This is a genomic window from Chryseobacterium capnotolerans (assembly GCF_021278965.1).
Taxonomy (GTDB): Bacteria; Bacteroidota; Bacteroidia; order Flavobacteriales; family Weeksellaceae; genus Chryseobacterium; species Chryseobacterium capnotolerans.
Window position 1 is genome coordinate 3353247 of record NZ_CP065589.1, and the last position, 26053, is coordinate 3379299.

26 protein-coding genes are annotated in these 26053 nt (G+C 36.0%); 5 read left to right on the forward strand and 21 right to left on the reverse strand.

Annotation, left to right across the window (positions count from 1 at the left end; genetic code table 11):
• Positions 1–60: 60 nt before the first annotated feature.
• Both H5J24_RS16070 and H5J24_RS16075 read right to left on the reverse strand, forming a co-directional pair.
• The gene (locus H5J24_RS16070; protein WP_068941920.1) at positions 61–1407 is read right to left on the reverse strand and encodes an MFS transporter; all 1347 of its coding nucleotides are present in this window, start codon (positions 1405–1407) and stop codon (positions 61–63) included.
• A gap of 6 nt (positions 1408–1413) precedes the next feature.
• Positions 1414–2844 carry a mannitol dehydrogenase family protein gene (locus H5J24_RS16075; protein ID WP_068941917.1) on the reverse strand — a complete coding sequence of 477 codons (1431 nt, stop codon included), beginning with the start codon at positions 2842–2844 and terminating at the stop codon, positions 1414–1416.
• A 168-nt stretch (positions 2845–3012) separates the two neighbouring features.
• On the opposite strand from H5J24_RS16075, the gene H5J24_RS16080 reads away from it, so the two are divergent.
• Together H5J24_RS16080 and lgt are read left to right on the forward strand one after the other, a co-directional pair.
• Entirely contained in the window at positions 3013–4017 is a 1005-nt protein-coding gene (locus H5J24_RS16080) for a LacI family DNA-binding transcriptional regulator (RefSeq protein ID WP_068941915.1), read from the forward strand.
• A 224-nt stretch (positions 4018–4241) separates the two neighbouring features.
• Positions 4242–5078 (forward strand): prolipoprotein diacylglyceryl transferase, encoded by an 837-nt coding sequence (gene lgt / locus H5J24_RS16085; RefSeq protein ID WP_068945011.1) that lies wholly within the window; start codon positions 4242–4244, stop codon positions 5076–5078.
• Positions 5079–5163: 85 nt separating this feature from the next.
• On the opposite strand, the gene H5J24_RS16090 is transcribed toward lgt, so the two are convergent.
• Complete coding sequence (locus H5J24_RS16090) at positions 5164–5919, reverse strand: SDR family oxidoreductase (RefSeq protein WP_068941913.1); 756 nt, start codon at positions 5917–5919, stop codon at positions 5164–5166.
• Positions 5920–6612: 693 nt separating this feature from the next.
• Between H5J24_RS16090 and H5J24_RS16095 the strand changes: the two genes are divergently transcribed.
• A complete protein-coding gene (locus tag H5J24_RS16095) occupies positions 6613–7035 on the forward strand; it encodes a cold shock domain-containing protein (protein ID WP_047420468.1) in 423 nt (140 codons plus the stop codon).
• Positions 7036–7226: 191 nt separating this feature from the next.
• On the opposite strand, the gene H5J24_RS16100 is transcribed toward H5J24_RS16095, so the two are convergent.
• The 7 genes from H5J24_RS16100 to queG all read right to left on the reverse strand — a co-directional run bounded on the left by H5J24_RS16100 (position 7227) and on the right by queG (position 16233).
• On the reverse strand, positions 7227–8669 hold the full coding sequence (locus H5J24_RS16100; RefSeq protein ID WP_068941911.1) for a TolC family protein: 1443 nt from the start codon (positions 8667–8669) through the stop codon (positions 7227–7229).
• Positions 8650–11772: an efflux RND transporter permease subunit gene (locus H5J24_RS16105; protein ID WP_068941909.1), complete on the reverse strand. Its 3123-nt coding sequence runs from the start codon at positions 11770–11772 to the stop codon at positions 8650–8652. Before H5J24_RS16105 ends, H5J24_RS16100 begins: the two co-directional genes overlap by 20 nt.
• Positions 11773–11800: 28 nt before the next feature.
• A complete protein-coding gene (locus H5J24_RS16110) occupies positions 11801–12841 on the reverse strand; it encodes an efflux RND transporter periplasmic adaptor subunit (protein ID WP_228407598.1) in 1041 nt (346 codons plus the stop codon).
• Between the two features lie 107 nt (positions 12842–12948).
• Positions 12949–13281 carry a hypothetical protein gene (locus H5J24_RS16115; protein WP_068941905.1) on the reverse strand — a complete coding sequence of 111 codons (333 nt, stop codon included), beginning with the start codon at positions 13279–13281 and terminating at the stop codon, positions 12949–12951.
• A gap of 425 nt (positions 13282–13706) precedes the next feature.
• A complete protein-coding gene (locus tag H5J24_RS16120) occupies positions 13707–14159 on the reverse strand; it encodes an SRPBCC family protein (RefSeq protein WP_068941903.1) in 453 nt (150 codons plus the stop codon).
• Positions 14160–14250: 91 nt separating this feature from the next.
• Complete coding sequence (locus H5J24_RS16125; RefSeq protein ID WP_068941901.1) at positions 14251–14934, reverse strand: TIGR02117 family protein; 684 nt, start codon at positions 14932–14934, stop codon at positions 14251–14253.
• Positions 14935–15294: 360 nt separating this feature from the next.
• Positions 15295–16233 carry a tRNA epoxyqueuosine(34) reductase QueG gene (gene queG, locus H5J24_RS16130; RefSeq protein ID WP_068941899.1) on the reverse strand — a complete coding sequence of 313 codons (939 nt, stop codon included), beginning with the start codon at positions 16231–16233 and terminating at the stop codon, positions 15295–15297.
• 171 nt (positions 16234–16404) lie between these two features.
• On the opposite strand from queG, the gene H5J24_RS16135 reads away from it, so the two are divergent.
• Positions 16405–16704, forward strand: a complete 300-nt coding sequence (locus tag H5J24_RS16135; RefSeq protein WP_068941897.1) for a rhodanese-like domain-containing protein — start codon at positions 16405–16407, stop codon at positions 16702–16704.
• 27 nt (positions 16705–16731) lie between these two features.
• On the forward strand, positions 16732–17349 hold the full coding sequence (locus H5J24_RS16140) for an HD domain-containing protein (protein WP_068941895.1): 618 nt from the start codon (positions 16732–16734) through the stop codon (positions 17347–17349).
• A gap of 127 nt (positions 17350–17476) precedes the next feature.
• Here H5J24_RS16140 and H5J24_RS16145 read toward each other — a convergent pair whose 3' ends face one another.
• From H5J24_RS16145 to H5J24_RS16195, 11 genes are all read right to left on the reverse strand, one after another.
• Positions 17477–17968: a GLPGLI family protein gene (locus H5J24_RS16145; protein WP_232815677.1), complete on the reverse strand. Its 492-nt coding sequence runs from the start codon at positions 17966–17968 to the stop codon at positions 17477–17479.
• Positions 17968–18282, reverse strand: a complete 315-nt coding sequence (locus H5J24_RS16150; protein ID WP_232815678.1) for a hypothetical protein — start codon at positions 18280–18282, stop codon at positions 17968–17970. The genes H5J24_RS16145 and H5J24_RS16150 overlap by 1 nt, the downstream gene beginning before the upstream one ends.
• A gap of 58 nt (positions 18283–18340) precedes the next feature.
• A complete protein-coding gene (locus H5J24_RS16155; RefSeq protein ID WP_167386979.1) occupies positions 18341–18517 on the reverse strand; it encodes a bacteriocin-like protein in 177 nt (58 codons plus the stop codon).
• A 429-nt stretch (positions 18518–18946) separates the two neighbouring features.
• Complete coding sequence (locus H5J24_RS16160; protein ID WP_068941891.1) at positions 18947–19714, reverse strand: alpha/beta fold hydrolase; 768 nt, start codon at positions 19712–19714, stop codon at positions 18947–18949.
• A gap of 36 nt (positions 19715–19750) precedes the next feature.
• Entirely contained in the window at positions 19751–20740 is a 990-nt protein-coding gene (locus H5J24_RS16165) for an NAD(P)H-dependent flavin oxidoreductase (RefSeq protein WP_228407597.1), read from the reverse strand.
• Positions 20741–20819: 79 nt separating this feature from the next.
• A complete protein-coding gene (locus tag H5J24_RS16170) occupies positions 20820–21317 on the reverse strand; it encodes a hypothetical protein (RefSeq protein WP_068941889.1) in 498 nt (165 codons plus the stop codon).
• Positions 21318–21464: 147 nt separating this feature from the next.
• A complete protein-coding gene (locus H5J24_RS16175) occupies positions 21465–22832 on the reverse strand; it encodes a peptidylprolyl isomerase (protein WP_068941887.1) in 1368 nt (455 codons plus the stop codon).
• 86 nt (positions 22833–22918) lie between these two features.
• Positions 22919–23842, reverse strand: a complete 924-nt coding sequence (locus H5J24_RS16180; protein WP_068941885.1) for a PfkB family carbohydrate kinase — start codon at positions 23840–23842, stop codon at positions 22919–22921.
• 27 nt (positions 23843–23869) lie between these two features.
• On the reverse strand, positions 23870–24427 hold the full coding sequence (gene gldD / locus H5J24_RS16185) for a gliding motility lipoprotein GldD (RefSeq protein ID WP_068941883.1): 558 nt from the start codon (positions 24425–24427) through the stop codon (positions 23870–23872).
• A gap of 44 nt (positions 24428–24471) precedes the next feature.
• Positions 24472–25506 carry an A/G-specific adenine glycosylase gene (gene mutY, locus H5J24_RS16190; RefSeq protein WP_232815679.1) on the reverse strand — a complete coding sequence of 345 codons (1035 nt, stop codon included), beginning with the start codon at positions 25504–25506 and terminating at the stop codon, positions 24472–24474.
• A 78-nt stretch (positions 25507–25584) separates the two neighbouring features.
• Positions 25585–26040, reverse strand: coding sequence for a hypothetical protein (locus tag H5J24_RS16195; protein ID WP_228407596.1), 456 nt, complete (start codon positions 26038–26040; stop codon positions 25585–25587).
• Positions 26041–26053: the final 13 nt, after the last annotated feature.

Below are 26053 nucleotides of genomic sequence, written 5' to 3' on the forward strand. Positions count from 1 at the left end.
ATTATCCTGTATCCGATACTTGCATACAGGATAATTGATTGATTGAAAAAAAATATATGATTAGTGAATAAGGTCTTTTTCTCTTATACGCGATCCGAAGAGTGCATAAGTTAACATCAGCAATTCGCAGATTACTGTGAGCCACCAGGTCCATCTCCACGAACCTAAAATATCAGCCAGACCACCCTGAATAAGAGTAAATACAGCTCCTCCAAATACAGCTGAAATAAAAATCCCGGAAGCTTTTGAAGTATATTTATGAAGTCCTTTTATCGAAAGGGTGTAAATACAACTCCACATCGATGAATGAAGAAGGCCTATTGCTACCAGAAACCATAGATTTTGCGTAATCATTGATATTAAAGCAAGAATGGCAGCAAGTATCGTTGTGGTGACCAGCTGAGTTCTTGCAGAAATTTTACTGAAAAAGCTTGATACTGCTCTTCCTACAAGAAAACCGCCCCAATATAATGTTGACAATAATGCATGAATTCCAAGATCCAACCCTCCCACAATAATATCTGTTTTTCCGAAAAATGTAATCGGATGACCGGAATCTACCAGTTCAAAGGCATATAAATTAATATTAGCTCCAATCGCCACCTCTGTTCCTACATAAAAAAAGATAGCCAAAACACCTAATACAAAATGTCTGAATGACCAGATGCTTCTATCCAGTTTTTCTTCACCAACAATTCTGGTATGGGCAAGATCAGGAAGATGCAGCCTCTTGGTGATCATCATTACCGTTACTATACAAACGATAAGAACTGAAAGGGGAAGCAGAAGCTGTCTGATCTCTATATTTTCAATGGAAATCCCGCTAAACATTACTACGGTCACAAAAAAAGGTGCAGAAGTAGTTCCTATGGAATTAATTGCAGTCAGAATGTTCAGACGTTGGACCGGCTGTGTTCCTTTCAGTTCATATGATGCAGCATAAGGGTTTACAACAACCTGAATAATGGCAGCAGAAGTACCCATTAAATAAGATCCAATGACAAAAATGATAAATCCAAAAGGAATAACGGCGTCCTTAATATTGAATTTCGCTTCTGGATACTGACTTCCGAACCACGATGAACATAAATACATGAAAAGCCCGGAAATCATAAATAAAAGCCCCCTCAGAATTGTATTCTTATATCCAAAGGCATTGACCCATCTGCTGCCCAATGTTCCATTCAGAAGATATCCTAAAAAGAAGAAAAAAGAAATTAAAGTAGTAAATGTATTTTTAAGACTCCCTGCATGGCTCAGAAAGGTGAATTTAAGAGGTGCCTGAAGCTGTTCATTCACCGTAGTCAGAAAACCTACAATGAAATAAATAAACGTAATAATTGCAAACGGCAATATCGGATTATTCGTTTTATGATTGGAGGAAGTTATATTTGGATTGATTTGCATGGCTTATTATTTTGTGATTGATTGTAATACTGAAGCGATCCCTGCATCTTTAATCTCCTCTACAAACCGGATATATAATTGTATAAATTGTTCAGAATCTTTCAGAAGTACTCCTTTAAAAGCGGATAATTCGAGAAAGTCATGTGAATTTTCACTGCTGATAAGTTTTTTATCATCTTCCGTTAGCCAGGGTTCTCCTATTTCAAAAATATTACCCTGATCATCTCTTTTGTATTTAAGATAATGCCTGTAGGCTGCGATAAGAAAAGCAGGATTTGTAAGATCTGCCTGTGTCTTTATCATTTTATCAAGATTAGGAATGATATATACCGGAAATTTTGAAACTCCGTCAAAACATAAGCGGCTTACCTGGTCACTTACACTATGATTGGCAAACCTTTCGATAAGGGTTTCTTTATATTTCTCGAGATCCGTATTTTCAGGAGCAGGAACAAAAGGAGTAATGTCCCTGTCCATAAAAGTTCGTATAAGTTTCACAAGATTTTTATCTTCCATAGCCTGATCTACTTTACGGTATCCCATCAGAAATGCTGGATAAGATAATAAGGTGTGGGAAGCATTCAATAGGCTTAGTTTCATATTTTCAAATGCTGTTACATCATTTGTAAATTCTACTCCTGCTCTTTCCCAGGCAGGTCTTCCAGCTATAAAATGATCTTCTATGACCCATTGTACAAAGTCTTCACAGTACACCGGTGCATTATCATTTGTTCCGTTCAGTCTGTTTAATCTTTCGATATCTTCAGGAGTGGTAGCAGGTGTAATTCTGTCTACCATACTATTAGGAAAAGTAACATTCTGCTCTACCCAGGCTGCCAGTTCCTTATCCTGAGCTCTAATAAACGCCATAAAAGCTTTTTTTGCTGTATTTCCATTGTGTTGAAGATTATCACATGACAGTATAGTGATGGCATCTCCACCTAGCAATTTTCTTTGACGCAGCCCTTCAGCAATGAAACCAAATACAGTAGCTGGAATGGCGGGTTTGTTAAGATCATGTTTTATTTTTTCATCATCAAGGATAAACTCACCCGTTTCTTTATCAAGGTTATATCCGCCTTCAGTGATTGTTAAAGTGATTAATCTGATAGCATTATCAGCGATCTTTCTCACCACCGCTTCTGGATCTTCAACGCCCCAGATAAGTTCACGTAGTGATCCTATTTTATAAACCTCATCTTTTCCATTTCTACCACAAACAGTGAGTGAATAATTAAGATTCTGAGCTCTCAGGTTTTGCACAATCTTTTCATCTGAAGGTAGTAAACATACTCCACAAATTCCCCAGTTCTGTTGATCTTCATCATTCAACAATATATTGGTATAAAATTGCTGATGTGCCCTATGAAAATTCCCTACTCCGATATGTACAATTCCCGAACGAATATCAGAAGCATCATAATGATAATAAACCATACCTATAAATATAAATTGTTAACAGATTAATTAATTTGTTAAATCTATATTAACAGATAATTAATTAAATAGTTTTTTTACAAAATTTAAATTGGGAACGTTCCCAAAAATCAGGGAACGTTCCCAATTGCCTATTTTTTTATTATTTTTAGCAAAAAAACATGACCGATGAGGCGTATTACGATTAAAGATCTGTCTAAATTTTTGTCATTATCTACCTCTACGATCTCCAGAGCGCTTCTTAATGATAAAAACGTAAATGAGGAAACAAGAAAAAGGGTCTTGGATGCGGCAGAAAAACTGGGTTACAAACCGAACCTAACCGCTTTAAATTTACAATCCGGACAATCCAAAACTGTAGGATTTGTAGTCCCGGAAATGATTACCCCATTTTCATCGAAAGTGCTGAAAGGGATTCAGAATATTCTGTATCCACTTGGGTATAGAATCATTATTACACAATCAGATGAAGATCCGCTTATTGAAAGAAAAAACCTCCAGCTCATGGAAGAGTTTAATGTGGATGCTATTATTATCAATCTTTGTCATGAAACTCAAAATAATGATATGTATCAACATATTATGAATCAGGGAATCCCACTCATATTCTTCGACCGAATTCCTCATCCTTCACTTGATGTTTCAAAAGTAATTATTGATGATTATATTAAATCGTCATTAATGGTGGAATATCTTATTAAAACAGGAAAAAAAAGAATTGTTCATCTCATGGGACCTGCAGGTATTCAAAATGCTGTAGAAAGGATGAATGGCTATAAGCGTATTCTTATGAAATACAATATTTTTGATGAAAACCTGGTTGTACATACGGAAGGCATGACTTTTGAACATGGGAAAAAAGCGGTCAAGCAACTCTTAACCAGAAATATACAGTTTGACAGTATTTTTGCATTCAGTGATACATTGGCAATGGGAGCTATGAATTTTCTTCTGGAACAAAAAATCAATATTCCTGATGAGGTTTCCATAGCCAGTTTTTCAGGAACTGAATTATCCTCCATGGTATATCCACAACTGACCAGTGTACAACAACCCTTGGAAAAAATGGGTGAAGCTGCCGCCGCATTGGCATTGGAAAAAATCAAAGATAGTACAGCTCCGAGCAAAACTGTTTTAATGGATGCAGAACTTGTGTACAGAGCTTCAACTTAAAAGATTATTCTTAATGACTTATAAAGCTTGTCATCCTTTTTAGATATTTCATTATTTGAGCTTTATTTTTATTCTTTGCACTTCGGTATTTTTACATAAATACTTTAGTATAAAGCATAACACTAAAAGACAAAACAGACACCTAATCCTCTATAATTCAGATAATAGATCATTTGAATACCATTGCTCTGATTGGAAAATCCTATTTTATTATCTTTGCAGGAATGAATTTATTATATATCAATTGGGATGTAAATCCTGAAATCGTCAATATTTTAGGTGTTTCGATTAAATACTACGGACTGTTATTTCTGTCAGGGTTAGTTTTATGTTTTAATATTGTAAAAAACATTTATAAAAAAGAAAATCTGAGTCCACAGGCACACGATGCTCTGTTTTCATATGCGCTTATCGGAATATTAGTTGGTGCTAGACTGGGACATTGTTTATTTTATGATTTTGATTATTATTCCCAGCATCCGCTTGAAATTTTCTTACCCATCCAGAGAGGTCCGGATGGTGCTTACCACTTTACCGGTTTTGCAGGACTTGCGAGTCACGGAGGTGGAATTGGTTTGATGATTATGCTGCTGATCTATGCCCGAAAGTTTAAAATTCCATTAATGACTGTTTTGGACGCTATTGCGATTGTTCTTCCATTGGGAGGTGTTTTTATCAGACTTGCCAACCTTATGAACTCAGAAATCATAGGAACACCTACGAATGTTCCATGGGCTTTTATCTTCCACCAGGTAGATCATCTCCCGAGGCATCCGGCTCAGCTTTATGAGGCCATTTCCTATCTTATTATTTTCCTTCTTGTTTATCTTATTTACAAGAAAGATATCTTCCAAATCGGAAAAGGATTCTATTTTGGAATCAGTATTCTTTTAATCTTTATCATGAGAATTCTGATTGAATTTATAAAAGTAGATCAGGTAGAATTTGAACACGGAATGAGCTTAAATATGGGACAGTTACTAAGTATTCCTTTTGTTCTTCTGGGATTGTTCTTTATCATCAAAAGTATATTGGAAAAAAGAAAAATGAACACTGTATAGTTTTTTCTTTAGATCATAAAAAACTCACTGAAAGTTATTTTTCAGTGAGTTTTTTTTTGAGTTTTTTTTTAAATAAGTTCTTCAATTATCTTGTTGTATACCCACCATTGGCAAAAATCGTCTGCCCTGTGATCCACCAACCGTCAGTGACTAAAAACTCTACCAATGGAGCAATGTCCTTGATATCGGTAAGCCCGCCCAATGCGGATGCTGATTTGTGGTAAGCTACTGCATCATCTGTTTCCTGACCGTAAAAGAAAGGGGTATCCATTGGCCCAGGCGCTACAGCCGTTACAGAAATTCCTCTGCCTCCAAACTCTTTAGAAGCAGCTCTTGTAAAATGCTCTACTGGTGCTTTTGCTCCTGCATATGTTGAATACAATCCTGTATAAGCTGCCAGTAATGAAGTCACAATTGTACAGATTTTACCGTGGTCATTTATTTTTTTACCAGCTTCCTGTAAAAAGAAGTAGGCCGATTTTGAGTTCACATTGAACATGGTATCATATTCGGCTTCTGTAGTCTCTGAAAATGGTTTTTTCAGTACCATCCCTACAGTATTGATTGCAATGTCCACTCCGCCAAAACGCGAAATGGTTTCATCAAAAAATTTAGCGATATTATCTACTTTGGTAAGGTCTCCCTGAAATAAAAATGCTTCAGCGCCCAAAGCCTGAACTTCTGCCAGTGTTTTTTCACTTTCGGCTCTTGAGCTTTCACTGTTATAGTGGATTGCCAGTTTTGCTCCTTTTGCAGCAAAATCTTTGCTTAGTAATCCACCCAGGTTTTTACCACCTCCGGCTATTAAAACAACTTTTCCGTTTACATCTTGTGTTGACATTTTTTTAATTTTTAATTGTTGATGAAACAAAGATGAACAATATCGATGGTCTCAACATGGTGAATTTTTCGGAAATTTAAGATGAGCTTCAATTTTGAGCTTAAAAATATCATAAAATTTATATAAACATATTTTTCTCAATATCATATTATCTGCCAGACAGATAGAGTTTAGATAGGGTTTAAAACATTAAACAAATGCTTAACTTTTCCAGCCTAAGTGAATTTTAGGCACAGCATTTGATGCTTTCCCACCCGTATTAACACACACCATTTCATTCTTAATATATTTTTTTAAATCCTCAGCTCACTGGGGATTTTTTGTAAAAATCATCCAATATGGCTTTATCACTCTGGGTATAAGGCTATCCGGGCTGGTTTCAATAAAATCCATTTCTGATAATCAATCATTTAAAAACAGATTTATTCATTTTATTGTTGTATATTTGCATATTATTAACCAAAGTCACTACTTTGTTTTCTGTGACGACTTAGAATATACGTATTCAGTCTTTGCTTTTTGAGCAGCCATATTTTTAACTTTTATTTTTCTACCCAGAACAATACTTGTCAGAATTTTAAAGCTCTGTATGATTAGGAAACCCCACAGCAGGAAACATCGACGGACTTTAAGGTCTAAGGCAGACCAGAGTGAACAATACAATTTATAGAAACTAAATACTAAAAATAATTTATGGCAGATTCTTTTTCTAAAAAGGAAAATTTCAAGAAAAAAATTCAAAAGCAAAAAGAAAAGGCGCTAAGACGCGAAGAACGTAAAACGAACAACAACAAAGGAGCGGAGGACGTATTCATGTATGTAGATGAATTCGGAAGATTAACTTCTACTCCACCAGAACAAAGACAGGAAGTAAACCTTGATGATATTCAATTAGGGGCTGCTCCTATTATTGAGGAAGATCCAAGAAAAACAGGGATCGTTACCTTCCTTAGTGAAAAAGGATATGGTTTCATCACTGAAGATAATTCTAAAGAAAACATCTTCTTCCACAATAATAACTGTGTAGAACCGGTAAAGAAAGGAAACAAAGTTTCTTTTGAGAAAGAAAAATCTCCAAAAGGATTTTCTGCAGTTGAAATTCAGATTGTTAAATAAGATCAACTTACTGCATTATATTGCAGATATGTTTTTAAATTATACAGAAGAGACCGTCTTAAAGATGGTCTCTTTTTAATATAAATAATATCAAAAGTAAAAGAAGCTGCCTCTTACTGAGACAGCTTCTTTCTTCGTCGTAAAAATAAAAAATGGTCGGTTTACAAACCGAAAAAATCATAAGGTATTTGTTAATTCAATTTTCCGCCTAAGGCTTTAAACAACAAAACATTATTTCTTGTATTCTGATGCTGAAACTGCAGCAAATCAAGCTCTGCTGTCAATTTACTTTTCTGTGAATTAATCAGTTCAAAATAATTCGCATATCCCGTCAGATAAAGATCATTGGAAACTTCAACTCCGCGATCCAGAAAACCTACTTCTTCTGATTTTAATTTTAAAACTTTCTCGTAGATCTTAGTCTGTTTCAAAATAGACTGAAGCTCATTGAATGCAGTGGTAATGCTCTTCTGATAATTTAAAAAAGCAATTTCCTGTTCTTTACTGGCAACTTTAAATTCATATTTCAGCTGCCCTTTATTAAAAACAGGAACCATTAATCCGCCCAAAAGCTGCCCTGCCAAGGAACTGGGTTTGAAAAATGTTTCCACAGAAAAGGAATTCATCCCAATTCCGGCTCCAAGGTCAATTTTGGGATAAAAAGCAGCTCTTGCCGCCTTTGCATCTGCCTGAGAAGCCTCCAGAACATAGTAATTGGCTGCTACATCCGGTCTTGAATGAATAACCGCTTCTACATTAATGGTTTTGTTTAAAACATCCATATTCGTAGGCATAAGTACTTTACCCCGTTTCACATCTCCACCATAACTTCCGGTTAAAGTGGTGATCGCTTGTTCAACGGTAACAATTTCTACCTTTATATGCTCAATTTCTGCCAGCCAGTTGTTATTCTGTGCTTTGAACTGTTGTACGGCAAGCTCGGTAGCCTTTCCCACTTCACGTTGTGCCAGAACAATTTCAAAGGCTCTCTGCTGAAGATTGTAGTTCTTCTGATAAATAGCCAAACGGTTATCTAAAGCCACCAGCTGATAATATAGGTTGGCAATATCCGTGAAAAGCTCCACCTGAAGCAGCCTTAATCCTTCCGTAGAAGCCAGATATTTTTTCTGGGCAGCAATCTTCTTATTTTTCAGCTTACCCCAGGCATCTATTTCCCAGCTGCTTCTTGCCCCTACCCAATAATTAGGGGTAAAGTCACGGTTGATCTTCTGATCTTCCGTAATATTAGGAGAAAGATTGGTATCGTAATTTCCCACTCCTTCCATGGTATACTTCCCATAGCGGTTTCCGGCAACTTCTGCTCCTACTTCAAGAGAAGGCAAAAGATCCATTTTTGATCTCTGTAGAAAGCTATTGGCGATTTCTACTCTTTGCTGAGCAATCTGAAAATCGGGATTGGCCTGTACTACTTTATCAAAAAGCTCTAATAAATGAGCATCGGTAAAATAGGCTTTCAGATCAAATTGCTGAAATTCTCCTGAACTGGTAGTTTTTGCCGGAATTTCCGGAAGTGTCTGAGCCTTTTTGATATCAGCCACCTTTGGAACAGCACATGAAACTAAACTTAAGGCCGCTATACCGTATAATATATGTCTATGATTTAATCTTTTCATCTTTCTTCTTATTTTCAAGTTTCGCAAAGAATATATACAATCCCGGAATCACTACCAATCCGAAAATAGTTCCGATTAACATTCCTCCTGCTGCTGCCGTACCAATGGAACGGTTACCGATTGCTCCTGCTCCAGATGCAATACACAATGGAATAAGTCCTGCTACAAAGGCAAAGGAAGTCATCAGAATAGGTCTAAGACGTTGTCTGGCACCTTCAATAGCAGCCGGAACAATATCATATCCCTGCTTATTTCTGGCCACCGCAAATTCTACGATCAGAATGGCATTTTTCGCCAAAAGCCCAATCAGCATGACAAGAGCTACCTGCGCATAAATGTTATTATCCAATCCTGCCATTACCAAAGCAATATAAGACCCGAAAATTCCTGTCGGAAGGCTTAATAATACTGGCATTGGAAGAAGGAAGCTTTCATATTGGGCCGCTAATAGAAGATACACAAACAATAGACAGATCAGGAAAATATACACGGTTTGATTTCCTGATAAGATCTCTTCTCTTGTCATCCCTGACCATTCAATATCAAAACCTCTCGGAAGGGTCTCTTTGGCTACACGTTCTACTGCTGCAATGGCATCACCGGAGCTGTAACCATCTGCCGGCTCTCCATTAATCATAGCCGACATATACATATTATATCTGGTTAATACTTCTGGTCCATATACCTTTTCAATGGTAATAAATGTTGAAAAAGGAACCATTTCTCCTTTATCGTTTTTCAGATATAAATTCAGGATACTTTCAGGGGTATCTCTATGCTCCGGACTTGCCTGAACCATCACTTTATACATCTGGCTGAAACGGATAAAATTGGTCGCATAATAAGATCCCAGCATGGTTTGTAAGGTAGACATCGCATTGTCTACAGATATACCTTTCTTCGCTGCCATATCATAATCCACATTAATCATATATTGTGGGAAAGTGGCATCAAAGCTGGTAAAGTTGTTCTGCAGTTCAGGAGCTTCATTTAGCTTTTTAACAAAATTTTTGGTGATTTTATCGGTATTTTCAATGGTTCCTCCTGTTCTGTCCAGCATACGCAATTCAAAACCACTGGTATTACCAAATCCTGGAACGGTAGGTGGAGCAAAGATCTCAATCTGTGCATCGGCTATTCCTTTTGTTTTTTCAGAAAGCTCTGTAATCAGATCATTAACTGAAATGGATCTTTCTTTCCAATCTTTAAGGTTGATCATCGCCATTCCATAAGATGACCCTGCAATCTCTGTTACAATGCTATATCCTGCAAGCGTTGTTACGTTTTCTACTCCTTTTATTTTCTTCGCAATAACTGTTACTTCATCCAACACCTTTTCCGTTCTTTCTACGGTTGCTCCCTGCGGAGTGGTAACACTTACATATACCATTCCCTGGTCTTCCATTGGAATAAATCCGGTTGGAAGGAATTTACTTGTGACGAAGGTTAATCCTATAAATAAGAACAATAAACCGAAAGTAACCGTGGTTCTTGTCGCAAATTTTGATAGAATCCCAACATAACCATTAGTCAATCTTTCAAAGCCCGTATTGAAACTCTGGAAAGCCCTGTCAATGATGGTCTTCTTTTTATTGTGGTCATGAGGTTTTAAAATAATCGCACACAATGCCGGAGTAAGCGTCAATGCATTCACCCCTGAAATCACAATACTGATGGCCAGTGTTAATGAAAACTGACGGTAAAATACTCCCACCGGGCCATCCAGAAATGCCACGGGAATAAATACCGCAGACATTACAATCGTGATTGCTACTACTGCGCCTGCAATTTCTTTTGTAGCACTAATCGTAGCATCCATTGCATTCATCCCTTCTTCCATCTTTACATGGACTGCTTCCACGACGACAATGGCATTATCTACCACAATTCCAATGGCCAATACCAAAGCGAATAATGTCAGCAGGTTTACCGAGAAATCCATCATATTCATAAAAGCAAAGGTTCCAATCAATGCTACAGGAACTGCCAATACCGGAATTAACGTAGAACGCCAGTCCTGAAGGAAAATAAATACTACAATTCCTACCAGAATAAAAGCCTCAATAAGAGTAGTCAGTACCGCACTGATAGAAGCATCAAGGAATCTTGAAACATCGTACGCCATATTGAATTCCATTCCGGGTGGGAATGAAGAACCTTTTAGCTCTTCCATTTTAGCCTTTACACTTTCAATGACTTCGGAGGCATTGGATCCAGGTCGCTGTTTCATCATAATAGACGCAGAAGGTCTGCCATCAGTTTTGGAAACCATTCCGTAGTTCATCGCTCCAAATTCTACCTTGGCAATATCCTTAAGCTTTAAAATAGTTCCATCTACATCGGATCTGATCGGAACTTCCTCGTATTGCTTAGGCTCAAAGAATTTCCCTTTATATTTGATTACATACTGAAGCTGACTGGAAGTTTTTCCTGAGGTCTCTCCTACTTTTCCTGGCGCCGCTGAAATATTCTGCTTTTGTAATGATGTGATCACTTCATCTGCTGAAATATTATAAGCTGCCATCTTCTGTGGATCAAGCCATACCCTCATGGAGTATTCTTTCTGCCCCATGATCTCTGCACGTCCTACTCCATCAATACGCTTCAGCTCCTGAAGAACGTTAATATCCGTGAAGTTATAAATGAACTGCTCATCCTGGCTCGGGTCTGTACTGGTAATGTTGAGGTACATCAGCATACTGTTTACCTCCTTTTCAGTAGTTACCCCGGCACGGATTACTTCTTCGGGAAGCTCATCCAAGATCGTTGTTACTCTATTCTGAACGTTTACTGCTGCTACATCAGGGTCTGTTCCTACTTCAAAGAAAACCTGGATCAGGGTAAGCCCGTCATTGGAAGTTACCGTTGACATATAGGTCATTCCCGGCACACCGTTGATAGCTCTCTCTAGCGGAAGTGCAACCGCATTGGCGGATACTTCAGCGTTGGCACCGGTATATTTTGCTGTTACCGTTACTGAAGGTGGTACAATATCCGGAAACTGGGTAATCGGCATCTTCAATAATGCCATAATTCCCAGCAATACAAATAATATGGAAATAACCAACGAAAGAACCTTTCGTCTTATAAACATTTCTACCATAATAAGTTGATTTAAAGATTATGAAAGGTTAATACTTCTTTTTGATTTTAATAATATCACCATCCTTTAGGGACTGAGTACCTTCATAAATGATTAAATCTCCTTTTTTAAGACCACTTTCCACCATATAAGAATCTCTCAATGTGCTTCCGATCTTAATGTTTGTCATTTTCACTTTATTCTGCTTATCTACTACAAAAACATAGGTTTTATCCTGAATAGAGAATGTAGATTTTTGAGGAATCAAAATAGCATTATCCTGATTCTCAGAAATGATAAGCTTTCCTGAAGTACCATGCTTAATCAAGCGGTCTGGGTTCGGGAAAAGAACTTTATATCGGATAGACCCCGTAGTTCTGTCGATCTCTCCTTCAGCGGTCTTTAATGCACCGTTAAACTGATAATTCACTCCGTTTGGCAGCGTTAATTCAATCTTCTGATGATTTCCGATCTTATCATTGGCCAAAAGTTCAAAATACAGGTTTTCCGGGATCGAAAAGTAAGCATACACCTCATTAAGCTGGGATAAAGTGGTGAGTAATGTTCCGTTTTCAACTAAGCTTCCGTCTTTGTGTGGAATAACGTCAATGACTCCATCAAAAGGAGCTGTGATCTTTGTAAAACTTACCTTCTGAAGTACAGCTCTTTTTTCAGCATCTGCAAAAGCATGTTTTGCCTGAGCGGACGAAAGCTTGGCTTTTACCAGTTCCAGTTCATTATTGGCTACAAATTTTTTAGCATGAAGACTCTGGATCTGCTTAAGTTCCACTTCGGCGATACGAACATCAGCCTGAGTTTGTTTCAAAGCGGCATTAGCTTTTAAAAGTTCCATCTGTAACTCGGCATCATTGATTTTGAATAAAGGCTGCCCCTGATGAACAAATTGTCCTTCATTCACATAAATATGCTGAATAATTCCACCGATTCGGGAACGCATCTCCACATTTTTTTTAGCCTGGATATCTGTCACAAACTGATTGCTCACCAAGGTATCTTTTTCCTTGATTTCCAGTACGGGAACTTCTTTTTCTTTTTGATTGTTTTTTTCCTTGTCCTTATTGCATGACACTGCGAATAATATTGCAAAGCTGCAAATTATTACATTTTTAAAATACATTTTCGAATGTTTAGGTTATAAAATTTTCGTTAAAATAATTTGAAATTCAACAACTTAAACTAGTACAACTGGAGGAGATGGAGAAAGGATTTCACTCCACAAATTATGGAAACCGCAATCTCAGGAAGTATGATTTTCGGAGCAGCTTTCAAAACTGCAGAAAAATCTCCTGCCGCAGGATCATCCTTACGTATCGAATGTTTTACAATTTTAGACGCTGCAGGCAATGCATGCGTGTTCATATCTGCTTCTTCGTAAACATCCAGTAAATGGATATTGTTTACATGAGGAATGTGAGGAATATTTTGCAGTGATTTTTCTGCCCAATTCGAATTGAAAAGGGTAAAAACCAGCATGATATAGAAATAGAAAAATGACCTCAGACTTGCCATGTCAACAGAATACTTAGTTTTTTAAGTAAAAACGATAGTGCTGCAAAAATAGGAAATTTTGATGAACTTTCTTTCCTTTAATTGTTAAAAAAACTTAAACAATGCTGATAAAATCACGTTTTTTGATGATTGATGAGATTCTTCCTCCATCAGAGCAGCAAAGTTCTTATTTATTTTTCATCTCGCAGATTGATCAAATATAGCAGATATTAATTCTATACAATCCGTGGGATCTGCGGGAAATCATATTGAGATTCTTCCTGTGTCAGAATACAAAGACCGTGTTTATTTTTTATCCCAATGATTGGGCTAATCCGGCTGATAACTTATATGTAAAATCTGCGGAATCTGTGGGATCTGCGAGAAATCATATTGAGATTCTCCTTCATCAGAAGAACAGACAACAAACAGTATATTAAAATCTTTTAAAACAACCTGCTCAGAACTCTTAAGCGATAATCAAAAATGTAATCCAATTTCTTTTTCACAAATAAAGAATGTGAAAATTCCCCCAAGAATCCCATAGGAAGCTCATAATTTATAGTATCTCTCATCAAAACACCTTCTTCGTTAGGAATGAACTCGTGATGATGGTTCCATAGCTTGTAAGGGCCTTTTCTTTGGAAATCAATAAAGCTTTTCTGAAAATCAACATGCGTAATCTCAGTCTGCCATTTCATTTTAATTCCAAACAATGGAGAAACATAGTAATCGATGAGCATGCCTTCATAGATTGCATCATCTTCCATTTCGGTTAATACCGTAAACCCCATATCTTTCGGAGTAATTTCTGAAAGATTATTGGCTGATGAAAAAAATTTCCAGGCAGTTTCTATATCACAGTTCAATTGTTGTTCACGGAAAAGCGTATGTTTCATCTTACTTCTTTTTAATAATATACTACATCAGAACAGGCTTCCTTGAATTATCTTTCTTCTTATTACAAAAATAAGAGAACAAATTTAGTGTTTATTTATAATGCTGGAAAATTCCAAAATCAGAAGGGGTCCAAAGGGCTGCCTTTTGTCCTGCAGCTTTCAACGCATCATTGCTCCAGGTATTGCAGGTATACAAGAAACTGTATGTTCCTCTGGCATCATAAAATGCATCATTATCACCATATACCGCATCGGTAGGAATCAGCATAAATTTTCCGTTCTGATCTCTATCGAATTTATCTTCTACAAACCTGATTAAATTCTGATACTGGCTTCTGCTTATCATGATCATTTTACAATCTTCACCTTCTTTCATTGCATAATAATAAGTACAGTGCATGGCTGAATCACTTAACCAAAAAGCTGCTTTCACCGCTGTTGAAAATTTCAGATCAGCCCAGGTTGGCGTATCCAGATAAAATCCTTTATCTCCCCATCCTATTCCGATATAGTTGTAATCTGTTTTCCTGGATTTTGTATCTGCAAAAGGAATCATCAGGCTCCAGTCCTTCAGATCATTCTTTACAGGCATTACAATATCCGTATGAACACCATTGGTATAAATATAAATCGGAATATCTTTTTTCTCTCCGTCATCTTTAGCTGAAACCGGAATAAATGGGATCAGAAGCCCTAGAAGAACGTAAACAATTACAATTCCCAGAATAACTCCCAGAATTTTCAGTGCGTAAATTAATATGGTTTTCACAGTCATGTTTTTGAATAAAATTTAATATACAATTTTTCGTAAAAGTATTTGTTTTAATCGAAAAAATGGCTATATTTAATTACGAAATATTCACAAATATGCGTAAAAATACCAAATCCCAGAAAAGATTTAAAGTAAGAGTAAAAACTGCTCCAAAAAGAATACAAAAAAAACGTTGATTTTCGGTGAGACTTTGATCTCCTGAAAATCAATTTTTCTTTTTAGGAAAGACTTTTTAAACAGTTTATTCAGTTAAATCTACACCTCCTTAGCATTGAAAATCTAAGGGATGGTCGATTATCAGCTTTTGTTTGGAGTTTTAAAAATTCCCAAAGCGGGAATCATCACCAAATATTTAGGCAAAAATCAGTCTGAAGGCCGCTGTAAAAATTCAATATTTCTCTTCAGACCAGCAAATTTAGTCCTTTTCACGGGTGATTTCCTGAAGATCTCGGAGAAGATTTCCTGGGTAAGTTCTTTCCATTCTCCTTTTTTGAAATTCTTCAAAGCTTCATTGGGTTTGAATCTGCTCTGCTGATGAGGTGCGGAAAAACGATTCCAGGGACATACATCCTGGCATATATCACAACCAAACATCCAGTCTTCCATTTTATTTTTGAAATGATCCGGAATATCATTTTTCAGTTCTATGGTAGCATAAGAAATGCATTTACTTCCGTCAATGATCTTTTCAGAAACGATGGCATCGGTAGGACAGGCATCAATACATTTTCTACAGGTTCCGCAATGATCTGTGGTTTCATGATCGGCTGTAAGTTCCAGATCACAAATGATTTCAGCCAAGAAATAAAAAGATCCGTTCTGTTTGGTAATCAGATTTGCATTTTTCCCCACCCATCCGATTCCTGATTTTCTGGCCCAGCTTCTCTCCAGTACCGGTGCTGAGTCTACAAAAACTCTGAATCCGAATTCACCGATTTCCTCTTGCAATTCGGCGACCATTTCCCGAAGAATTTCTTTAATAACTTCATGGTAGTCTTCGGCGTAAGCATATTTTGATATTTTAAAATTCTCCAGAATGGAAATCTTTTCTTCAGGAAAATAATTGTAGGAAAGTGAAATTACAGATTTGGAACCTTCTACCAGTAATCTGGGATCAAGCCTCTTATCGAAATGATTTTCCATATACTTCATTTCTCCATGGCAGTTGTTTTTCAACCATTGTTCAAGGCGTGGAGCATCTTCCTCTAAAAAATCTGCTTTAGATATACCACAACTCTGGAATCCAAAGCTTTTAGCCTTGGATTTTATCAGTTCGGAATATTTTTCAGCACCAGCGTTCATTAATTTCACACTGCAAAATTAAGATTATTTTATCAATCTTTAATTTTTGTCATCTTTATCCTCTATGTTCTTAATACCGCATTCTTTCTTAAATTTATACTTTCATTAAGATTTTTTTCAAAAAAAAATTACGTAATTTCGTCTATAATTTAATGTTTAAAACAAACAACTATGTCTTTAATAGAAGTAATACAATCTGGAAATTATGAATTGATTGACGTTCGTGAGCCTATGGAGCTTGAAATGGACGGAAATATAGATGGTGCTAAAAATATTCCACTGGGTGAAGTAGAAGACAGACAGGATGAAATCCTTTCTATTGAAAAGCCGGTAATCTTGTTCTGCAGAAGTGGAAATAGAAGTGGAAAAGCATTAGAATATCTAAACGCTCAAGGATTAAAGGACGGTCACAACGGCGGAGGCTGGGCTGAGCTAAAGGCTGTACTTGAAGCAAACAGAGGAACTTTTTAAAAGTTCCTTTTTTTATATCTTTTTATTATGAATCTAAAAGATCAATTTGAGCAGCTTTGTGCACCTTTTACCAAGGATACTGACCTAGTCAATATCCTATGGAAAGAGATTGAAACAAAGTATACCGAAAAAGGAAGATATTACCATAACCTACTTCATCTTGAAAATATGTTCAGGGAACTTGATGCTGTAAAAAACTATATTACTGATGGTACTGCAGTTTCTTTTTCTGTTTTCTATCATGATATTTTTTATAATGCAAGCTCCAAATCCAATGAGGAAAAAAGTGCTGCAAAAGCTACTGAAAGACTTGCCGAGCTGGGTTTAGAGCAAAGTAATATCAAGACTATTTCGGATCAGATTCTGGCTACTAAACTTCATGAACAATCAGAAGATGAAGATACCAATTATCTTTTGGATGCAGATCTTTCCATTCTAGGGAAAGATTTTGAAACATATATGGATTATACCCATACAATAAGGAAAGAGTATTCTATCTATCCTGATCTGCTTTATAAACCCGGCCGAAAAAAGGTTCTTAAGCATTTTCTGGAACTCAACAGTATCTTTAAAACAGATTATTTTAAAGAGAAATATGAGAAACAGGCAAGATCAAATATTGCTGCTGAAATCCAAATATTATAATAAAAAAGAGATGCAAATTTGCATCTCTTCACACATTCATATCAAACAAATATTTAATGATTGACATCATTAACTCTATACGTCATAAAAAAACAATTTTACTTTTCCCTTATTAGGTCTAGTTCAATTATATTATTGTCTTTTTTATTCTTTCTTTGGCCAGCTGTTCTACTTCCCGAACAATTTCTGCTCCGGTACGGAAGTTACCTGAACTATCCCGTTGGTCTGGTATCTTCCCTTCCATATAAAGTTGCCTTTCGCCAGCCCCTGGATCACTCCTGCCTTGCAAATAATATTTCTTAAATTCCATAAGGGTAAATTCTCTCTCTTTTACATTCTGATAACGCTCCGGATATGAGTACTCATTGGGCAAATTGATAATCCCTATCAACTCATAAGCATGACTTTTTGTAGCATCTTCAATTTTTACGATAAGTCCCGGAAGTCCATGAAATTTATAGGGTCCATCCTGAAAAGGAATATCCGGTGTAAACCAGGCTATCCATTCTCTGCCTGCAAAATCCAATGAAGCCCTTTGGGTATTAAAATTTAAAATTTTCTGTTTATCTCCCAAAATTTTCCAATCCATTTTCCGATCATCTTCTACTTTTATTTTCATTAAGGCAAAATTACCCATACTTTCAAAATAGGTTTTACCATCTTTTTTTCTATTCTATATAAAATATTCAAATCTGCTGGTGGCATTATAAATTTCCCTTTATTTGAGGGAGCTATGATGGTAGAATCTGAAATATATTTTCGTTGGCTAAAAAACATAGATCGATCATTGGTAACATCCAATATCATAAGTTCTTTAACTACATTAGCCTTATTGGTAGAATCCGGTATAAAGGTGTACTGATAAACGAATCTTTTATTCTGAGCAGGTACAACCTGAATAAACAAAATGAAAATAAGAATTATATTTTTCATAATTTACACCGATTAAAAAAGTACAGTTGACACAATGTCAACTGCACTACAAAATTTATTAGCTATCCAACAAAACCAATTGTGCACCTTCTACACAACTCACAGATTCACCCGGAGATGCTGTAATCGTTGAGCTACAGTTATCGGGTTGGCTTTTCCAACAACATTTGTAGGTACATTCTCCTCCTTTTACACTCTTCAAACCTTCTCTCGAAATTTTCTTTAGATTTTTCATAATATTGTTTTTTTATTATTTATATCATTATTGACTTCATAAAAGTAAATTTAAACATATCACATTAATATGATTTTTATTGCGGATTTATTGCTTTTTTATTCATGCAAAAATCTAATAATCAGGTATTATGAGAGGATTAAAAACAATTTATGAATGATGAATCATTTGAATATTTCATTCAAAATCAATAAAATATCTTCTAAGCAAAAATGGAACTTCAAAATATTTTAATTAAAAAAAGATAGAACTCAATAAAATGCTGAAAATACAACTAAGGTATCAAACGGACCGTCTTCTATTTTTTATGTATGCAAATGATTTTAGCTATATACAATATGTACAATAATTAATTTCAAAAACCTGTATTAAAAAACAAAAAACACCTTGAAAACAAAGTGTTTTTATTTTATATGAACAATAAATGTATTATTTATTATCAAGGAATTCTATTACTTTTTCCAATACCAGGTCTGGAACTTGCTTATGTGGTGTGTGCCCTATTCCAGGGATAATGTATTTCTCAGCAATCCCACTTACCTGAGTAACAGTTTTCTCCACTTGATCCAAAGTACCATATTCGTCGGCTTCTCCCTGAATAAACAGAAGCGGACAGATAATATCTTTCAACAGGTACTCTATATTCCAGGATCTGTAATCATCACGAGTCCATGTTTCTGTCCAGGCTTTGAATAACATTTCTACCTTATCTCCATGGTATTTCTGAAGTCGCTCCGGCAGATTGGTAGTCTTATAAGCCTCCCAGGCATCATTAACTCCTTTTAAGGTTACTTCTTCCACAAAAATATGACCCGCTTCACAGATTACAGCGTCTACTCTTTCCGGATATTTTGCCGCAGTAATTAAAGCAATGGTTCCTCCATCACTGTGTCCGAACAAAATAATATGGTCAATATTGAGTTGTACCAATAATTCATTTAACAGATCTGCTTCCAGCTCCATATAATTCACCGGCCTTATGTGTGTAGGCATAGGATTAGATTTTCCATATCCTAAACGGTCATAGACCAGAACATTGCATTGTACAGCTTCTGAAAGTTTGGCTGGAAAATCCCGCCAAAGCTGGACAGATCCAAGTGAATCATGCAAAAAAACAATGGTTGGTTTATTTTTGAACGAATTGTAATATTCTGTATATAGTTTTTTCCCTTTTACATCAATGATTCTTTCCTCCATCAATTCAAATTATAATATTATATCTCCTGCAGCTTTTTAAAAAGAAGGCATTTTTATTTCTTCAAATTCCTTTAATAAATGAGTAAAGACTGTTTCTACCGGAAGGATATCATCAATCAAAGCTGAAACCTGACCTATTTCAAGCTCACCATCTTCCATATCGCCTTCAAACATTCCGCGTTTAGCTCTGGCTCTTCCTAATGAAGCAACCAATGCTTCTTTATTTCTTCCAGCCTGGTAGATGTCTTCCAGTTCACTGAAAAATTTATTTTTTACCATTCTTACCGGAGCAAGTTCTTTTAGCGTAAGATGAGTATCTCCTTCCTGAAGTTCTGTAATTTTCTTTTTCCAGTTCTCATGTGCACTTGCCTCTGTAGTCGCTGCAAAACGGGAACCGATTTGTACACCGTCAGCTCCAAGAATCATTGCTGCCTTCATCTGAGACCCTAAAGCAATTCCTCCAGCTGCAATTAACGGTTTCGAAATATGTTTTCTAACATTTGGAATAAGGCAGAATGTTGTAGTCTCATCTCTACCGTTGTGCCCTCCGGCTTCAAATCCTTCCGCTACTACAGCATCTACTCCTGCATCTTCACATTTTACGGCAAATTTGGTAGAAGAAACTACGTGGGCGACCTTTATCCCTTCTTTTTGTAAGGTCTCTGTATATGTTTTCGGATTTCCGGCTGATGTAAAGACAATCTTTACACCTTCTTCCAGAATAATCTGAATGATTTCTTCAATATTAGGATACAACATCGGAACATTCACTCCAAAAGGCTTATCTGTAGCCTGTTTGCACTTCTGAATGTTTTCTCTAAGGATATCAGGATACATACTTCCTGCTCCAATTAACCCTAGTCCACCACAGTTGGAAACGGCTGATGCCAGTCTCCATCCGGAATGCCAGATCATTCCTGCCTGGATAATCGGATATTTGATATTAAAAAGTTCTGAAATTCTATTTTGGCTGGCCTGCATATCATGTAATTTTTTTGCTGAGTTGAAATCTATAAAATTGCTCATGTTGTAAAAATACTAAAAACAAAGGTTGTCAAGCACCTATATCCATTAAAAAAATCATTACAAAAGCAACTAAATATCACTATTTCCTATACTGTTCCAAAGCTGTATCTATCAGAAAACTGATCTTAAAAAAATTCTGAACTAATTCACCTATGTTTTCCTGTATTTTATCCATTTTCAAGTCAACCCAGCCCTGCATTAATGTCAATGGACCGTATTCAACATCTACATTGGGCCAATCTTTTTGATATTTCGCAAATTTATCTCTAAAATCTTGTGCAAATTTCCTGCTGGATAATGCATAATTCTTTAATTCTCTAAGCTTTAGAGCATGGATATTATAATACATCCTTTCTTCCTGAATCGTTTTATCATTGATCCATATTGAAAAGAAAATTCGGCCTAAAGACTCTAATGGCGACGTCAGGTCTGAGGACCATTCCGGTTTATAAATTTTAAGAGCAACAGAGTCCATAACAATAGTAACAGATAATTTTAACCCATTACTATCAAGTTTTTCCTGAAACTCGTTTGTTATAGCCGAGTGAAATTTATTCAGATAAAAATCGTAATCCATCTTTTCATTTTTGTAAAGTTATCAAATAATTCTATCCACTGTACAGGTGCTGAATATCTGCTTAAAACTATCACAAGGAATTATTTTATTTGTAACCATAACTTTTCAGGCACAAAAAAACCTTCAGAAATCCTGAAGGTTTTGATTTTATTTTTTGATTGATTCTTTCTTCCAGTTGGATTTAAAGTTACAGTTATCGTAACGTCCGTCGATGGAGATGAAAGTAGTTGGCAATTTGGAGTTAACAAACTTCTCAACCATTTCGTTTTTCTTTTTATTGAGCGCCATCTGCTTGATTCTGCTAAAGTCTGTTTCCAGAGTGATCTGGTGTGAAGGAATGACATCATCAAGTTTAATGATTTTCACAGCTTTTCTTCTATTATCTTCATCTTCAAAAGCCGTTGTAATATCCCCTTTATTCAGACCAGCCAATTCGTAGCTGATTGTTCCAGGGATACTTTCTCTTTCAATTTTATCAGAACCGTCGCCACCAGGAATGATACCAGCATTGAATTTAGTTCTTTTATCATCTGAGAACTTGAACGCTGCATCTTTAAATGTCATCTTTCCGTCAACAATTAAACCTCTGATGCTGTCTAATTTTGCTTTCGCCATTTTCAGTTCTTCATCAGTAGGAGTAGCTTTTAAAAGAATATGTCTTGCATCATACACTTTACCTGATCTCTTCAATAGCTGAATGATGTGGTATCCGAATTCAGATTCAATAGGATCTGAAATTTCGTTTTCCTGAAGATTTAATGCTGCAGCTTCGAAAGGCTTCACCATCTGTCCTTTGTTGATGTTTTTATATAATCCACCATTAGAAGCAGAACCTTCATCTTCAGAATAAATTCTCGCCTGGCTTTCAAATGTTTCTCCGCCAAGAATATCCTGCTTGATCTTTTTCAGTCTGTTGATAAGATCTTGCTTGTGAGCTTCCGTTAAGGTAGGATACATCATGATCTGGGCTAAAGTAACTTCATCTTTTACCTGTGGCAGCTGCATTTTATACATATTATAAAAGTCAGTTACCTCATTAGGAGTAACGTCTGCTTTATCTGTAACTCTCTGGTATTTTGCCTGTCCGTAATATTGATCCGTATCGATTTTCTCGATAGCGTTTTTCATTTCGTAAGAATTTCTGAATTTATAAGCCGCTAATAGTGATTTTTCATCCGGAAATTGAGAAAGCAACTGACGGTATTTTTGATTAGCCTGCTCTTTGATTGCAGCAGAACGGTTTTCAATTAACGTATCTTTTTTTGCTTCGTATACAAGAAGTTTGTTGTTGATAAGGCTTTCAAGGAACTCACATTTATCTGTGTTGCTGGCTCCCTGTTGTTTCCCATAATTCATCTGCTCCGTAACATCTGATTCTAAAACAATTTCATTTCCGATCACAGCAGCAATACCATCCACTAAATCTCCTGGTTTAAGCTGGGCGTTCATCATATTAGAAGAAAATATCATGATGAAAATCCCAAGAAGATAAGTGATTTTTAGTTTATTTGTCATTTTACTATTTTAACAAGTTGCAAATTTAGAATTCTTAACGAAATTCACTCAATTTTTTATTATAAATATTTCTTAAAAAGACTTATTTACTGCAGTTCAACATCAAATGTCGTCAATTCTTTAAATTGTCTCAATCTGCCGAACATATCTGATTCGTTTACTTCTTCTATTCTTTGTGTTCCGAATTTTTCTACAGTGAAAGAAGCCATTGCAGATCCCACGATTAAAGCAGACTTCATTGTATCAAAATCAATTTTGCCTTTTTTAGCAAGGTAAGCGGCAAAACCTCCTGCGAAAGTATCTCCAGCACCGGTTGGATCAAAAACATCTTCCAATGGAAGTGCAGGGATTGCAAATACTTTATTGTCATGGAAAAGTAAAGCTCCGTGCTCTCCTTTTTTGATGATTACATATTCAGGTCCCATTGTGTGGATCTTCTTAGCAGCTTTTACCAGAGAATATTCTCCTGAAAGTTGTCTTGCTTCTTCATCATTGATGGTAATTACATCAGTTTTAGCAATCATATCCATCAAAATATCCCACGCACAATCCATCCAGAAATTCATGGTATCAAGAATCACAAGCTTAGGACGGTTGTTCATTTTTTCCAATACGGATAACTGAACTCCAGGGTGTAGGTTACCAAGTAATAAAATTTCAGCATCCTGCATTGAATCCGGGATTTTCGGGTCAAAGTTCTCCAATACGTTTACTTCGGTAGCTAAAGTATCTCTGGTATTAAGGTCATTGTGATATTTTCCTGACCAAAAGAATGTTTTTCCTTCTTTTACGATTTCAATTCCTTCGATATTTACGTCTCTGTTTGTAAACATATCAAGGTGTTCCTGTGGAAAGTCTCCTCCTACTACAGAAACAATACCGGATTTAACGCCTAAAATAGATGAAGTGATCCCAATATAAGTAGCAGCTCCGCCTAAAATTTTGTCCGTTTTACCAAATGGTGTTTCAATTGCATCAAATGCAACACTTCCTACAACTAAAAGTTTCATATATTTTTCAATGTATATTAAAAGTAATTATTTTTTCCATTCAAAAGAGTCCAGCATGTGCTTCATATCGTTTTTGATATAGTTCACTGCAGGAGCCAGAGAGTCCGGTTTCGGTCTCGTATTAAAGTATAAGTAACCAGTCACGAAGTGTTTCGTGCTGTCTGTAATGTAAAATTGAAGATTGGAAGCGCTCTGCCCTTTCAGTTCATAAAAATTCCCGTAAACTTTCTTTTCAGGGTATTCAAAGGATTTTGTATCTATGGAACTGGCTTTAATGGTATGTTCATATACCATTTTTTCAGCTTCTTTGATATGTTCTGCAAAGTCGTTCTGTATCGGATAATAGGTTACAAAAACCTTTGCTTTCATTTGAGGGTAGTTCAGATAATACCAGCACGGTTTTTTCGCTGCGGTAATATTAGCAAAATCCGAATACTCGAAGGTATAGGCGCAGTTGTTTTCAAACTTTTGATATTTCGGAGCCGGATATTCCAGACGCAGTTCTCCGTAGGGTTTCGGAACCGGGTCTTTTCCACATGAAATTAAAAGCAGTGATACAAAAATAAAAATGACTTTTTTAATCATTTTGCAAAAGTACAAATTAGATTTCAGATTTCGGAAGACAAATTTCAGTCTTTCAATGAGTTTTGAATGTAATTTTCCAGAGGCTTCGGAAAGGATTTTTCATGAGAACCCTCAACATCGGTAATCTGGTATTGATTTTCAGTAATAAAACGATTCCACATATCTTCTGAAGGTACCTCAACCTTAAATATTTCAATGCTTAAATTCTTATGGGTCAGTTTGTGGGTAACCGTTTTTGCACCAGTAATAAAAGGTTCCATTTCAGAAGAAATAGAAGATGGAAATTCAAATAATTTTTTCCAGATAAAGTCGTCTTTTCTCTGGCGGATAAGAAATTTACCATTTCTCTGAACAAAATAATAGGTTAAAGCAAGATCTTCAGCCTTTACTTTTTTTGTTTTAACAGGGTAATCTGAAATTTTTTGTAAAGAAAAAGCAAGACAGTCTTCATTTATCGGACATTCTCCACATAATGGATTTTTAGGTTTACAGATTTCTGAACCGATATCCATCATCGCCTGATTGAAATCTCCAACGTTATCCGGCATTATCAAGGTTGCCAGCTCTGAAAAATAAGTAAAAGCCCTAGAGTTTGAAATATCAAAATCGTCAGCAAAGAAACGACTGAGAACCCGGTAAAAGTTACCATCAACGGCTGGCATTTTTCCATCAAAACAAATGCTTGAAACAGCTGCAGCCGTATATTTACCAATTCCTTTCAGTTTTAAAATTTCTTCGTACTGATTGGGAAATATACCGTCGTAATCATTCATAATCTGCTGAGCAGCTTTATGAATATTGATCGCTCTTGAATAATATCCTAAACCTTTCCAATAAAGCAAAACTTCATTTTCCTCAGCTTCAGCCAAAGTTTTTACATCCGGAAATCTTTTAATGAAATTATTATAATGGTTAAGCCCCTGATTAATTCTTGTCTGCTGAAATACAATTTCACAGATCCAGATTTTATAAGGATCTTTTGTCTGTCTGAAAGGCAGATCTCTTGCATTATTGCGATACCATTCCAAAAGCCTGTTTCCTACATGAAGAAACTCTGAAGCTGTATTATTCTTTTCCAAAAACCAATCAATTTAAGTCGCGAAGAGGTTTTATCTCTTCGTCCTGCATTATTTCAGGAACGCAAAGATAGGTTTATTTTATTTTTTCTTCACAGAATATACAGACGCCCCTCTTAACCATTGGTATTTCAGATTTCTGTCCTTAGCAATAAAACGATACCCATTCAGCTTTTTCAGATATAAGTACATGGAATCTTCTTTAAGTTTTATCTTGTGTGGAGATAAAAACATCATTGGCATTTCCAACGTAGAGTCTCTTACTGTTTTTACAATTCTGCCTGATTTTACTTTATAAAGGAAAAACGGTTTTCCACGCCCCTTTGAACTGTCTGCCAGTTTTACTTCCGAGCTTGCTAACACCAGTTCACTGCCATCAAAGCATTCTTCTGGACTCATGATATAAGCTTTTCCTTCCTGACGTTCATCAGCAAAAAGATCTTCCTCATATTGGCCAGGGCTCTGATATTTTTTTTCACAGCTTATCAAAAATACCATCAAGGCGAGTGGCAGGCCAATGGCAAGTTTAATATTCATTTTAATATTCATA